The sequence below is a fragment of the Streptomyces akebiae genome, from assembly GCF_019599145.1.
Classification (GTDB): domain Bacteria; phylum Actinomycetota; class Actinomycetes; order Streptomycetales; family Streptomycetaceae; genus Streptomyces; species Streptomyces akebiae.
The window spans coordinates 9,204,585-9,218,332 of record NZ_CP080647.1 but is presented as its reverse complement, the minus strand read 5'-3'; the positions used below and the strand labels follow the sequence as shown (position 1 = coordinate 9,218,332).

The 13,748-nt window shown below is 72.5% G+C and carries 9 protein-coding genes and 1 pseudogene; 3 read left to right on the top strand and 7 right to left on the bottom strand.

The annotated features are described in order from the left end of the window. Positions 1 to 10 precede the first annotated feature (10 nt). From K1J60_RS40020 to K1J60_RS40005, 4 genes are all read right to left on the bottom strand, one after another. Positions 11 to 781, bottom strand: coding sequence for an MlaE family ABC transporter permease (locus K1J60_RS40020; RefSeq protein WP_009313612.1), 771 nt, complete (start codon positions 779 to 781; stop codon positions 11 to 13). Further along, entirely contained in the window at positions 778 to 1,722 is a 945-nt protein-coding gene (locus K1J60_RS40015) for an ABC transporter ATP-binding protein (RefSeq protein ID WP_220650489.1), read from the bottom strand. The genes K1J60_RS40020 and K1J60_RS40015 overlap by 4 nt, the downstream gene beginning before the upstream one ends. Before the next feature lie 145 nt (positions 1,723 to 1,867). Continuing rightward, positions 1,868 to 2,968: a sigma-70 family RNA polymerase sigma factor gene (locus K1J60_RS40010; protein WP_259408119.1), complete on the bottom strand. Its 1,101-nt coding sequence runs from the start codon at positions 2,966 to 2,968 to the stop codon at positions 1,868 to 1,870. 91 nt (positions 2,969 to 3,059) lie between these two features. Beyond that, positions 3,060 to 4,154, bottom strand: a complete 1,095-nt coding sequence (locus tag K1J60_RS40005) for a lytic transglycosylase domain-containing protein (protein ID WP_220650487.1) — start codon at positions 4,152 to 4,154, stop codon at positions 3,060 to 3,062. Positions 4,155 to 4,572: 418 nt separating this feature from the next. On the opposite strand from K1J60_RS40005, the gene K1J60_RS40000 reads away from it, so the two are divergent. The 3 genes and pseudogenes from K1J60_RS40000 to K1J60_RS47440 all read left to right on the top strand — a co-directional run. Further along, positions 4,573 to 6,693, top strand: a complete 2,121-nt coding sequence (locus tag K1J60_RS40000) for a DUF4139 domain-containing protein (protein WP_220650486.1) — start codon at positions 4,573 to 4,575, stop codon at positions 6,691 to 6,693. A gap of 8 nt (positions 6,694 to 6,701) precedes the next feature. Next, the gene (locus K1J60_RS39995; protein WP_220650485.1) at positions 6,702 to 8,261 is read left to right on the top strand and encodes a DUF4139 domain-containing protein; all 1,560 of its coding nucleotides are present in this window, start codon (positions 6,702 to 6,704) and stop codon (positions 8,259 to 8,261) included. A 33-nt stretch (positions 8,262 to 8,294) separates the two neighbouring features. Further along, positions 8,295 to 8,616: pseudogene (locus K1J60_RS47440) on the top strand (transposase); the annotation flags it as partial. A 130-nt stretch (positions 8,617 to 8,746) separates the two neighbouring features. Here K1J60_RS47440 and K1J60_RS39985 read toward each other — a convergent pair. The 3 genes from K1J60_RS39985 to K1J60_RS39975 form a co-directional block, all read right to left on the bottom strand. Further along, positions 8,747 to 9,121, bottom strand: coding sequence for a hypothetical protein (locus K1J60_RS39985; RefSeq protein ID WP_220650483.1), 375 nt, complete (start codon positions 9,119 to 9,121; stop codon positions 8,747 to 8,749). Positions 9,122 to 9,257: 136 nt separating this feature from the next. Beyond that, the gene (locus K1J60_RS39980; RefSeq protein WP_259408118.1) at positions 9,258 to 12,617 is read right to left on the bottom strand and encodes an NACHT domain-containing protein; all 3,360 of its coding nucleotides are present in this window, start codon (positions 12,615 to 12,617) and stop codon (positions 9,258 to 9,260) included. Positions 12,618 to 13,248: 631 nt separating this feature from the next. Next, a complete protein-coding gene (locus tag K1J60_RS39975) occupies positions 13,249 to 13,671 on the bottom strand; it encodes a secondary thiamine-phosphate synthase enzyme YjbQ (protein WP_220650481.1) in 423 nt (140 codons plus the stop codon). Positions 13,672 to 13,748: the final 77 nt, after the last annotated feature.

Here is a 13,748-nt window from a genome sequence, read left to right as displayed (position 1 = left end):
GTCGGTTTCCTCAGCCCCTCTGCGGGACGACTTGGAAGTACACCGCCGTCATCACGAAGTTGGTCACGAACAGCAACATGAAGGTGATCACCACTGACTGGTTGACCGCGTCGCCGACGCCCTTGGGTCCGCCCTTCGCGGTGAGCCCCTTGTACGAGGCGACGATCCCGGCGATCGCCCCGAACACCAGCGCCTTCACCTCGGCCGCCCACAGGTCGGAGAGCTGGGCGAGGGTGGTGAAGGACGCCAGATACGCGCCGGGGGTGCCGTTCTGGAGGATCACGTTGAAGAAGTAGCCGCCGGCCACACCGACGACCGACACCAGGCCGTTGAGCAGCACGGCCACCACCATGGAGGCCAGTACGCGGGGGACGACCAGCCGGTGGATCGGATCGATGCCGAGCACCTGCATGGCGTCGATCTCGTCGCGGATCTTGCGTGCCCCGAGGTCCGCGCAGATCGCCGTGCCGCCCGCGCCCGCGATCAGCAGCGCGGTGACGATCGGCGAGGCCTCCCGCAGGACGGCGAGGACGGAGGCGGCACCGGCGAAGGACTGGGCGCCGAGCTGCCGGGTCAGGCTGCCTATCTGGAGGGCGATGACGGCCCCGAAGGGGATCGACACCAGGGCCGTGGGCAGGATCGTGACGCTCGCGACGAACCACGCCTGCTGGATGAACTCCCGTGCCTGGAAGGGCCGTCGGGGTATGGTCCGCACGACGTCCAGCGCCATCGCGAACAGGTTGCCCGAGTGCCGCAGCGCTCCGGTCGGTGACAGGCTCATGCTCCGGCCACCTCCTTCCGGTGCAGCTCGGCTTCCCGTCGGGCGATGGCCTCCCAGCGGGGTGGCCTGGTGATGCCCGGACCCGGCAGCAGGCGGGGAGGCAGCTCCTGACCGCCGGGCGTCGTGGTGTGCTCGCCGTCGCCGAGCTGCGCCAGCTCCTGCTCGACCTGGGCGGCGTCCTTCTCCTCCGCCATGCCGATCGGCCCCTGCATCCGGCCGTTCAAGAACTGGCGTACGACCGGCTCGTCGCTGGTCAGCAGCTTCTCGCGCGGGCCGAACATCACCAGCTCGCGCCGGAACAGCAGTCCGATGTTGTCGGGCACCTGGCGGGCCGAGGCGATGTCGTGCGTGACGATCAGGAAGGTGGCGTCGATCTGCGCGTTGAGGTCGACGATCAGCTGGTTGAGGTAGGCGACGCGTACGGGGTCGAGGCCCGAGTCGGGCTCGTCGAAGAGGATGATCTCGGGGTCCAGCACCAGGGCCCGTGCCAGCCCGGCCCGCTTGCGCATACCGCCGGAGATCTCGCCGGGCAGCTTCCCCTCGGCGCCGATCAGCCCGACCATGTCCATCTTCTCCAGCACGATCCGCCGGATCTGGCTCTCGGACTTCCGGGTGTGCTCGCGCAGTGGGAAGGCGATGTTGTCGTACAGGTTCATCGAGCCGAACAGCGCGCCGTCCTGGAACAGCACCCCGAACAGCTTCCGCACCTCGTACAGGTCGTGCTCACGGAGCTTCGTGATGTCGCGGCCGGCGATCTTGACCGAGCCGCGTTCCGGCTTCAGCAGCCCGACGAGCGTCTTGAGGAACACCGACTTGCCCGTGCCCGAGGGGCCGAGCATGACCGATACCTCCCCGGCGGGCAGCGTCAGCGAGACGTCCTGCCAGATGACCTGGTGGCCGAAGGACTTGGTCAGCCCTTCCACACAGATCTCGACACCCATCCGGTCCCACCCTTCAGCCGTGGAGCAGCTCCGACATCTGCTCTACGGGGAGGGGCGGGAGGTCCGTCGCGACGAGGCCGATTTTTTTCGGACGAATTTGCGGACTGCCGGTCAGGCAGCCTTACCGACCTCCTGACCTGCGCGTTTACGGGAGCTCGGTCGCGGTGGAGAGGGAGAGCGGGGTGGCCGGCACGGCGGACGTGTCCGGAACCGACGAGATCGACGCCGCCGGCGGCACCGGGGGGACGGCGGACTCGACCGGCGCATCCGACACGTCCAGCACCCCTGACCCACCTGTCGCATCTGCCACATCTGGTACATCTGCGATATTTGGCATGTCCGGAGTGTCCGGCAGCTCTGGCACGCCCGGGACCCGGGGAACCCCGGGCGCAGGCAGCCCCGGAAGCGGGGGCACCGAGGCCTCGGGCAAGGGCGGCACGGACAGCGGCAGCATCGATCCGTCGTCGGCCGCGGATCCCGCCGGACCGTCGCCGGGGGCCGCCGACGCGGGCGACGATTCGCGCGGCTCCGGCGCGCGCACCCCGCCGCCCCCGTCGCTCGTGAGCGCCTCCGAGGGCCCGGACACGGAGGGCCGCGGAGCCGGACCGCCCTCGCTCCCGTCGAGCGCGTACGGCATCACGAACCCCGCTACCGCCAAGGTCGCCGCCGTCGAGGCGACGACCACGGCATGCGCTTTCCCGCCTCCCCGCGGCCGTCCGCGCCCGAGCAGGAACAGCACCACGCCGAGCGTCCCGGCCAGCGAGGCGCGCAGCGTCCGCCGGGCCCGGGCGAGCAGCGACTCGACGGTCCGATAGCTCAGCCCCATCTCCGTGGCGACCTGGCCGACGTCCAGGTCCTCGGACTTGAGCCGCAGCGCCTCCGCCTGCCGGGCGGGCAGCTCCCCGCTGCGCACGGCCAGCCACTTCGCCTCGGCCCGGTCGCACACCGCCTCCTCGACGGGCACCGGGCCCGGTGCGATCAGCGTGGGGCTGGTGCGCACCTCGGCCTCACGGTTGACCTGTCGGTACCGGTCGACGCACAGCCGCATGGTCACGGTCGTCAGCCAGGCACCGAGGCGCTCGTCGTCGAGGTCCGGACGCTCGGCGGCGCGCAGCATGGCCTCGTGCACGGCGTCCTCGGCGTCCTCCGGGCTCATCGACCTGCGCCGGGCCACCTTGAGCAACTGCTCGCGGTGGCTCCACATGCGCTGCCAGCGGTCGTGGTCCGCCTCTGTCCCAGCAGCCATGGCCGCCTCTGTCTCAGCAGGCATGTCCGTCGCCATGAGGGCCCCTTCGCGCTCACTCCGCCGGTCTCGTGCCGTCCGGCGGGTGGCGACATTACCGCCCGGTATCCGTGGTTGTGGAGGGGGACGGGCGCATCGTGTCCGCACCGTTGCTGGTCAACGGGCCGACACCGGGCAGCACGTCGCCACCGGGCAGCTCAACGCCCTGGTCGGGTACGGGGAGCGGTGACTCGTCCGCCTGCTCCGCTCCGCCCGACGGGCGGGACGGGGTGGGAGAGGGGGAGGGCGAGGGTGAGGCGGGCGGCGCAGGGGACGGGCTCGCGCCCGGGCGCTCGGACGGCTCCGGCGCGGGTTCGCGTGTACTGCTCGGTCTCGACGGCTCCGGTCGCGGGGACGACCCGCCGCTCCGGTCCGGTACCACCCGATGCCCTTCCAGGAAGTACGCGTACCAGGCCCGGACCGTGCGCAGATAGGCCGCCGAGTGGTTGTAGCCGAGGATCGCCCGATCCAGGTCGGCCGGGTCGGACAGGTCCCTCCCCCACCCCGCGCACAGATAGCGCCCGGCGGCGAGCGCCGCGTCGAAGACGTTGTTCGGGTCGGCCCGCCCGTCGCCGTTGCCGTCCACGCCCCAGCGGGTCCAGGTCGACGGGATGAACTGCATCGGGCCGACCGCCCGGTCGTACGCCGTGTCCCCGTCGTACCGGCCGCCGTCGGTGTCCCGGATGACCGCGAAGGCGCCGCCGTTCAGCCGGGGGCCGAGGATCGGTGTCACGGCCGTACCGTCTGCGGTCACCCGGCCGCCGCGCGCCTGCCCCGACTCCACCTGGCCGATGGCGGCCAGCAGTTGCCACTCCAGTCGGCATCCCGGTGCGGTGCCCCCGAGCTCCGACTCGGCACGCCGGTACGCGGCGAACACGGTCGCGGGCAGTGCACCGCCGGCCCGCCCCGCGGCCGTGGCCTCGTCGGACTTCCCGGTCCGCAGAGGCGGAAGCTCGGTGCGGTACGGGGCGTCGCCGGACACGCTCGGCCCGTGCTCGGCACGCGCCGCGTTCCGCGCCGCCTCCGCGGCCTGTGCGGAGACCTCCGGCGCCTGGGAAGCGGTCAGCGCCGCCATCGCCGCCGCCGCGATCGCCGTGCATCTGGTCCCTCTCGCCGTACCGACCGTCCTGAACAACATGCGCACCGCCATCTCGCGGCCCCTCCCTGAGCGGATTCCGTCCTCTGCTCTACGCGGGCGGTCGGCGCGTCCGTCGCCGGAGGAGGAACATGCGGGAGAGCGGTGTCACCCGCCCTGGACATCGCCTCGGAACTCTGGACGGGCCCGGCCGCAGTCGGCCCGGGAGCGCCTTCGCCGCACGCCATCGGGTGCCGTCGAGGTGATACACCATCACCCCGCCTTACCGGGCCCCGAGTGCGAAGCGCTCCAACGCCACGACCGCACCCGGTACCTCCTGCGGTCGCCGAATCTCTTGGACGTCGGTTGACGGCTTTGCTTTGCGGGGCTCGCATCAGGCTGTGGACCTGGACGCCATCCTCCCGACGCGACGCGGACGCGCAGACCGCCCGGGCGTAGGCTTCGCTCAGCATGGACAGGGGGGCCGGAGCACATGACGGTTGAGGCAGCACAGAGGTGGGGGTCGACCCTCGATTCGGTCGTGGTGTACGCGCAGGGCGCGGTCTGCCGCCGTCTGGCCCGGGGCATCGTGCCGCCCGACGGCCGGGTACGGGTGACGGGACTGCCCCGCTCGTTGGACCCGGGCTCGCTGCGGGCCCGTGTCCTGGGCACACCTGGGGTCCGTGTCACCGAAGCCCGGGTGGAGGTCGAGGCCCAGCCCCTCGGCAGGGACACGCCCGACGAGTTGCGCCGCGAGGTCGAGCGGCTGCGCGACGAGCATGCGGCGGCACAGGGACGCCGGGACCGGCAGCTCGGTCTGATCGAGGAAGTGAGGGCTCTGCACCCGATCCCACCTCCCCGCAGGCGCGAGGACCCGCACCGGCGCACCCCGGTCGACGCGTGGCTGGAGCTCGCCGACTTCGTCGACGAGCGGCTGACGGGACTGCACACCCGCCTCGTCGAGCTGGAGGATGCGCTGCACGACGTCGAGCACAAGCTCGCCGTCGCCGCCGACAGGCTCGCCCGCGCCTCCACCGACGCACCGTCATCGCGTGTGGAGACCACGGTCTGCGCGGTCCTGACCCTCGACGGCACCGGTGACGCGCGACCCGAGGTGGAGCTGGAGTACGGGGTGCCGGGCGCCGTCTGGGTACCGACCTACCGTCTCACGCACCGTCAGGGCGACGGCAGCGGCCGTCTGGTGCTGCGTGCCTCGGTCGCCCAGCGGACCGGCGAGGACTGGACCGGCGTGCGCATCGCCCTGGCCACCGCCGATCTCCGGCGCCGCACCGACCTGCCGAGGCTCCGCTCGATCCGGATCGGGCGCAGTCAGCCCGCCCCCGCGCCCTCTGGCTGGCGCGAGCCTCCGGCAGGACTCGCCGACCTGTTCACCGGGTACGAGGCCGTCGGCCCCCGCCCTGCCACAACCGCCGCACCTGCGGCTGTCGTGGTCGGCTCCGCGCCCGTGGGTGCCGCGGGCGGCTCCGCGTCCGGTCCCGTTCCGCCACTGCCACCGCCACCTCCACCTCCCCCGCCGCCGGCCTCGCAGGGCTACGGCCGTCCGCCGGCCGCGGTCCCGGCGCCCGGTGGCGCGTACAACCCCTCCCCGGTGTCGTTCGGCGACGGGATGGCCGACCGCGCGCAGCCGGCCCCCTCGCGGTCGGCCGGCAGGCCGCGGACCGGCGGCAGCTCCTTCGCGGGTGCCCCCGCCGCCCCCATGGCGCCCGCGGCTCCCGGCCGGGCCGCACCGCCACCCCTTCCGGCACCGGTGGCCGGTCCGCCGCAGCCGAGCGGCGCCGAACTCGACTACGCCGCCCTCGTCCTGTGCGGCCCCGACGAACAGGGGGATCGCAGAGGCCGGCTGTTTCCCGGCTCTCCCTTCGACCCGATGGCGACCGAGCATCGCCGCCGCGCCGAAGCGGTGGCCGCGCTCCCGCTGCCCGGCCACGCCGTGCGGCCCCGCGAGTCGGCTGGTTCTTTCGACCACCGTTTCGATGCCACCGCCCGCGCCGACATTCCGTCGGACGGCACCTGGCACACCGTCACCGTCGGCGAGATCCCGGTCGGCCTGTGCACCGAGTACCTCTGTGTGCCGTCCGTGGAACAGACCGTGTACGCGACGTTGGTGCTCTCCAACGCCACCGACCAGGCACTGTTGGCCGGCCCTGTGGAGGTCACCGTCGACGACGACTTCCTGCTGACCACCGCGCTGCCCACACTCGCCCCCGGTGGTGTCCGGCGGGTGGGTCTCGGGCCGGCCGAGGGGATCCGGGTCACGCGCCGTACGAACCTGCACGAGTCGACCTCGGGCCTGCGGGGCAACACCACCGTGCTCGACCACCGCGTCCACGTGGAGCTGGCCAACCGGCTCGCGAGGCCTGTCACCGTCGAAGTCCGCGAGCGGGTGCCGGTCACCTCCGAGCCGGACGTCCGGATCGAGGAACGGGCCGACTGGGCGGCACCCGAGGAAGGCACGGGGCCCGATCGCCATGCGCCCGGCACCCGCGTCTGGCGACTGGACCTGCCCGCAGGCGCCACCGCCGCCCTCGACGGCGGCTACGAGATACGCATCCCGACCGGCAAGGCCCTGGTCGGCGGCAACCGCAGGAGCTGACCCACACCATGTCCACGGCCCCGAAGCCGATCGCCCTCCCTGTCACCGCCGTCACGTGTCTCGAGGATCGTGCCCACGTCGAGCGCGCCGCCGTGCTCGACCTGAAGGCCGGGGTCCAGCGGCTGCGTCTCGGGCCGGTCAGTGCGCTGGCCGTCGACCGGACCCTCCATGCCGAGCTGACCGCCGATCTTCCCGCGACCGTGCTCGACGTACGGATCGTCCGCAACTGGACGCCGCGCGGGCCGCTGCCGTCCACCGACGACTCCGCCCTGCGCCTGCGCGTACACGCCCTCGAAGAGGAGCAGTTGTCTCTGGGACAGCGACGTGACCGGCTGCGTGCCCGCCTCGACCTGCTCGGCCGCCTCGCCGCCGATCTGCTGCGGGAGATCGGCGAAGGTGCCGGCTCCGGGGAGAGCGAAGGACCCCGTTGGGCCCGCGAACTGGACCGGGTGGACGACGAGCGCGACGCGCACGGCGAGGAACTCCGCGCCGTGGAGGCCCGGCTGGCCGCCCTCGCCGCCGAACTCGGGGAAGCCCGGCGGGCCATGGATCTCTCCGAGGAGGAGCCCACCGAGCTGGTCGGTCATGTCGAGTTGACTGTGGAGGCCGCGGTCGCCGGGCCGGTCGGGCTGCGCCTGAGTCACCTGACCCCGTGTGCGCTGTGGCGGCCCGCCTATCGGGCCGTGCTCGACGGGGACTCCCTGACGCTGGAGACCGACGCGATGATCTGGCAGCGCACCGGCGAGGACTGGTCGGACGTACGGCTGACCCTGTCGACGGCCCGCTCGGCGCGGGCCACCGATCCGCCACGGCTGGGCGAGGACCGGCTGACGCTCAAGGACCGCTCCGCGGCGGAGCGCCGCACGCTCGACGTCGAACTGCGCGAGGAGGAGATCGGGGACCTCGGCCCAGCCCCGGTGCTCGGCCTGCCCGGGGTGGACGACGGCGGCGAGGCGCGGGTACTGAGATCCCCCGCGTCGGTCTCCGTACCCGGAGACGGCCGCGCCCACCGGGTGCCGCTCACCGTGTTCACCACCGCCGCGAGCAGCGAATACGCCTGCTCACCCGAGGTGTCGCCGCTGGTCACCCAGGTGGTGCGGTTCGACAACCTGTCCGGCCACGTGCTGCTCGCCGGGCCCGTGGACCTGGTCCGAGGCAGCGGATTCAGCGGCCGCGGCACGCTGGACTTCACCGCCCCGGGCGCCCCCGTCGAGCTGGCCTTCGGCAGCTGCGACGACTACCGGGTGGCCCGGCATGCCGAGGAGTCCCGCGGCTCCGCCGGAATCACCCAGCGGACCGTGGTCACCCGCACGGTCCGGCTGCACCTGTCCCGGTTCTCCGCCCCCGGAGAGCACGGCGAGCGGGTGGTCGTCCTTCGGGAGCGGATCCCGGTCTCCGAGGTCTCGGCGGTCGAGATACGCCTGCACAAGGATTCATGCTCCCCGGCGCCCGACGTGGTCGACGCCGAGGGCATCGCCCGCTGGGACGTCCCCCTGCCGCCCGGCGGCCGCCGCACAGTCACCCTGGTCTACGAGCTGTCGGCGAGCGCCAAGGTCACCGGGCTGTGAGCGGTGGTCCACTGCCCGCCCGCCGACAGCGTGATCATCGTCCTCCGGGACAACCTCAACACCCATCGCACCGCTGGCCCGCGTGACCACACCGCAGGCCACGCCTGACTCACGATCGTCCATCTCCCCTCCTAACAGCCCGGACTTGAACCCGGTGGAAGAAGGAGTCTGGTCCCTGTTACGGCGAGGCCCGATGGCCAACACCGCATTCACCGACCCCGACCACCTCACCCGCACCCTCCGCCGCGGCCTCGCCCAGGTCCAGCGCCACCCGGAACTCATCAACGGCTGCCTCACCGAAACCGGCCTGACCCTCAACGCCGACACCCGAAGCCAATCCGACAAGGTCAGTTGACGGCCAAACGCAACGCCGCCGCGTACGGGGAACCGAGGGACCGTACGGACCTGGACGGGCTGATCGCCCACGGGGCCGCGCTACGGCGTCACCGTCAGCTCGTGGAGCAATCTCGACCTGCGCGCCCGTCTCACACCGCGCCCGTCTCACACAAGGCAGCCTGGAACCGGGTTCCACCGTGCGGTTCGACGCCGTCCTGAGCGAGTTCGGGCGGCCCGTCGAGGGCCTGGCCGAGGTGGTGGCGGACGTGCGGCGACCCGACGGCGTCCTCGTGACCGCGCCCCTCGACGAAGAGCTGCCGGGCGCCTTCACCGGCGAGCTCACGACGGCCTCGGCGCGGGTCCGGCAAGCGCCGGTCACGGCGCGTGGGCACCCCTTCGGCCGGACACCCTTCTCCAGGGAGCAACTGCTCGGCGTGGCCGTCGTGGTGGGCGGTGACGAGCCCCCGGCCGTGGTGGTGGGCACCGACGAACCCGTCGACCGCCGGGGGGAAGAGCGCGTCCACCTGCCGAACGCGGTACACCGTGCCGCGGTTCGGCCGGCACGCGTGTCGGCGGACGCCCGCCCCGCCCACCCACCGGATCTCCCTCACGGACGAGGCCGTCCCGCCGCCCTGCCGCCCTGCCGCCGCGTCCGGGGCGTCAGCGGGGCCGCGGGTTGTCCTGTGCCCGCTGGCCCATCCGCTCCCAGAACCGGCGCAGTTCGGCCACGTCCGTGCGTTGCTGCCAGGGGGCCTGGGGGTGGAGGAACGACCGTGACAGCACACTGGACTGCGCCCGGCAGAAGGCCTCGCTCAGCTCGACACGGTGGCTGTCGAGACCCTTGGGCGGATACGGGCACAGCTCGAAGGAGCAGTCGTCACGGCAGTTGGAGCCCGCCTGGGAGGCGGTCGTCCGGACGACCGTGCGCCCCGGGTCGAGCGGGCCGCGGTCCCGGCTCAGGCACGGCGGCAGGTCCGGCCGCGCCGTGTGCCGCAGGCGCCGGAGGCGGTCCTTGGGCCAGTCGCCCCGCTCGGCGAGGTTGAGGAGCAGCAGCACGTCCGCGAGGAGCTGCTGGGCCCGCGGGTGGAGGGTGCTCCAGCCGGTCGAGGGCGGAATCCACAGCTGGTGCTTGCGCGCCTCGCCCCACGGTGCCGTCTGCGAGCCGACGTGGGCGGCGACACCCGACTCGTCGATCCACAGGAACCGCTCCGGCTGCCGGGTCTCCAGGGCCCAGACGCAGAGCCGGGCGGCTTCCACGACGAACGGGTGCTGCTCCTTGCCGTCCGGCAGGGCCAGCCACTGACGGACCTGTTCCGCGGGGTGGGAACCCCGGCCGTGCGCGGGGCGCGTCACCGTGACCCCGTCGGGCAGGTCCCACAGGGTCAGCGCGTGCAGCAGGGTGAGGCGGGTGAACCAGAACCGGGTGCGCTTGAGCATGTCCCAGGCCTGCCCGCTCAGGTACTCGCGTGCCTCGGCGCGGGCATGCGGATGGCGGTGGCGGCGGTTCGCCGCGTACTTGAACCCCTGGGCGAGGGCGATCTCCACGGTCAGGTCGAGCGCGGGCGCGCCGGACCCGTCGGGCGCGCCGACCCGGCGTACCCAGCTCTCCAGATACTCGTAGGGCGTGTTCTGGTGGCGCTGTGTCGTGACCGAGCCGACCAGCAGGGGAATCAGCCAGGCGCACATGGTGTTGTCCCGCCACCGCTGTTCCTCCTCCTCGCGCTCGGACTCCTCCTGCCTGCGTTCCTCGCGCCGCCGCTCCCGTTCGCGCGCCTCCCAGGGGCTGCGCGAGCCGTCGCGCTCCGCCGGACGGTGCCCCCGGCGCTCCGCCTGCGCGTCCGTGTCCGCGTCCGGCTCCTGCGCCCCCCACAGATCGACCATCCAGTCCCGGGCTCGCTCCAGCGTCTCGTCCCGGTCGGTCTCCGGGCCGCGCAGCCGGGCCTGCAGCACCGCGAAGGCGCTGTCACCGCCCGCGCCGATCTCCTGCGCGATGGCGACGCGGACGGGGTACGAGGGCTCCATGCGGGCGATCTCGAAGAGTTCCAGGTACGCGGGGACCACCGTGCGGCTCCGGGCGACGCCGCGCACGGCGTCGCCGAAGCGGGAGACGAGCAGCGCCTTCGCGACGCGCAGCGTGTGCGGGTCGCGGGCGCGCAGGTCGGGCCATGACGTGGCGAGCCGCATGGCGATGAGGTGCTGCTGCGGCTCGGCGTCCACGCTGTCGATCTCCAGCGCGGCGGCGTACAGCTCGAGGGCCTTGGCGTGCAGCGTGCGACCGAACAGCCGCTGCGCGTCCGGGGTGTGTCGCCCCGAGAGCTGCTGGGGCGGTTCCTGTGCCTCCGCCGGACGCCCCCGGGATGCCCGGGCGCGCTCCTCCGCTCCTGTGGGCCGCCCCGGTGTGTCCCGGGCCCCTTCGTGAGCCTCCTCCCTGCTGTCCATCTGCGCCTTGCAGGCCGCCCGAACCAGAAGATCCCGCGCGGCGGACACGGGACACCACGGCTGCCCGCCGCCGTGCGCCTCCTCCCCGTGGCGGCACGAACCCTCGGGCGTGCGGGAGTGGAGCACCATGGCGATCAGCAGTTCCCGGCCCGGCTTCTCCAGCGCCGCCGGGAACAGGTATCCCTCCGTGGGTTCGGCGGGCACGCCCGGATGGATCACGGCATTCATGAACCGCGCTCCGAGGTGGGCCTGGATCACGCTGTGCTGGAAGCGGACCCTGTCACCGCCGACCTCCACCAGCCCCATGCGCGCGCCCCAGTGGGCGGCGAGGCGAATGTCCAGCTTGCTGTCCTCCACCCTGCGCACCAGTTCCGCCAGGATCTCGGGGTAGCGGGGCCGCGAGGGGTTCTGCTCGTCCACCACGTCGGTGAAGTGCACCTCGCAGGAGTCCGACGCCAGCCCCGCGCACGCGAGCGCGGAGAGGTAGTGCACGGCCGCCCGTCGCTCGTCCTGCCCCAGCGGCAGTTCCGGCCGGAACCGTCCGCTGATCAGGGCGGCGATCCAGGTGTCGACCAGGTGGTGGCGCAGGCCCGCCCGGTCCCCGCCACGCGTCTCCACCGCCTCTTCCTCCGCGCTGGCGTTCAGGGCGCGCTCCAGCAGGCCCTCCTCGTGGAGTTCACTGGCGATCTGCAAGTAGGTGGGCGCCTCCGCGATGCCGGCCTTCTCCACGATCCAGTCCAACCGCTGCCGGTCCTCCCAGGCACTGCCCGAGGAGATGTACGCGAGCGCGGCCTCCTCACTCAGCGGTTCCAGGTCCGTGAGGGAGGCCTCCATGCCCCGCAGGGAGTCGTGCGGGCGGGAGGTGATGATGAGCGGCAGCCGCTCGTCGGTGGCCCGCCGGATCGCCAGCCGGATGACGGTGTCGCGTTCATCCGCCATGGTGTCACCGGTCAGCGCCTCTTCGAGGCCGTCCGCGAGGACGACGATCCGCCCCTGCTGGCACAGCCTGCGCCATACCTTCTCCGCCTCCGCGTCGGAACGGATGTAACCCTGCACCTCCCGGCAGAACCGTCTGAACGCCATCTCGCGGAAGTCCAGGTCCGTGTCGGCGTTCCGCAGCCGCAGCGGCACGGGAAGGGCCTTGCGCCGGGCGAACTGCTCCGTCAGCAGCACGATCAGCGCCGTCTTGCCCGTGCCGACGCCGCCGACCACGACATGCGTACGACGGAACCGGGCGTCCCGCTGGTCCTCCATGAGGACCTCGCACAACTGGTCGCGGCCCACCACCTTGCCGAGGATGCCCCCCGCCGTCTCCACCAGCTCGTGCGGCGTCGTCCGGGCCTTCCTCAGGTACGCCCTGCGCACCCTGGTGAACCGGAAGGAGAGGTAGGCGACCGTGGCCAGGGAGAGGGTGAGGAACGGCATGATCAACGACTGGAGGACGGCGCAGGCATTGGGGCTCTTCGCGCAGTGCTGGTCGAGCCACCGGACCGGTGTCCAGAACGTCCGGTCGTTCGCCAGCGTGACCAGTGCCGTCACGGCCAGGAACAGCAGGAGCAGCGCGCCCAGCAACGTCGCCACGAGCGACAGGTAGTACCACCCGCTCTTGCGGACCCGCCACGGCCGGGCCCTGCCGTACCCCTGCCGCGTCAGCCGGCGCGATGGTCTCCTTCCAACGTTCACGTGGTGATTGGTTCCGTATCGGGTGGGTGCCCCACCGTCATTCACCCGGCCGGCCCAGCCGGGTCCGGACGCGGAGTGCGGTGCGTGGCCGTGTTCATGACACCGACATCGCGCGGGGGAGGTCAGTGCGGTAGCCGCCGTCGCCCCGGACTTCGCGGACGGTGGATGGGCGGCGGCCACCTGGTCGAGGTCTATCTGGTCTGCGAGCAAACGGCCGAGGGTGTCGGTGATCGGGCAGTGGTCCCCATGGCGGAATCCGTACTCCGTCGTTGCCGCTCCGTGCAGAAGCCCCACGGACCAGGATGCCCCGACCTGCGGTTTCGTGTCCGCGCTGGAATGAGTAGACGCCCCTGGACGGTCGTTACGACCTGTGCCAGGTGGGACCGTCAGCTCGGAGCGGGCCGCCACAGCCGATCCAAGACAACAGAGCCGTAGGCCCGAGGTCTGCCTCAGTCAAGATTCGGACCATTCCCGGGCCGGCGGTCGGCGCGGCCGGACTCCGCCTCCGCGGTCTCCGCAGAGCGGCCACCTAACCGAGGAAGCTCAGCCGGACCTGACGGTCGGGGTTGTCCCTGTTCGTGTCCACCAGACACACCGACTGCCACGTCCCCAGCTCCAGTCGCCCGGCGATCACCGGAAGGGTGGCGTGAGGTGGGACCAAGGCGGGGAGGACGTGGTCGCGGCCGTGGCCGGGGGTGCCGTGGCGGTGCTGCCAGCGGTCGTCGGCGGGCAGGAGGGTGCGCAGGGCGGCGAGGAGGTCGTCGTCGCTGCCGGCGCCCGTCTCGATGATGGCGATGCCGGCCGTGGCGTGCGGGACGAAGACGTTGAGGAGACCGTCCCGTCCGGCCGCGGACTCGCGGAGGAAGTTCTCACAGTCGTGGGTGAGGTCGACGACCCGCTCGCGGGAGCCGGAGGCGACGTTCAGTACTCGGGTGGTGAAGGCATCGGACATGGCTCCATCCTCGCGCACCGAGAAGACGTCGGCGTGACCCACGTACGCCGCGCCTCCTCCACCACACCGGCGCTGCC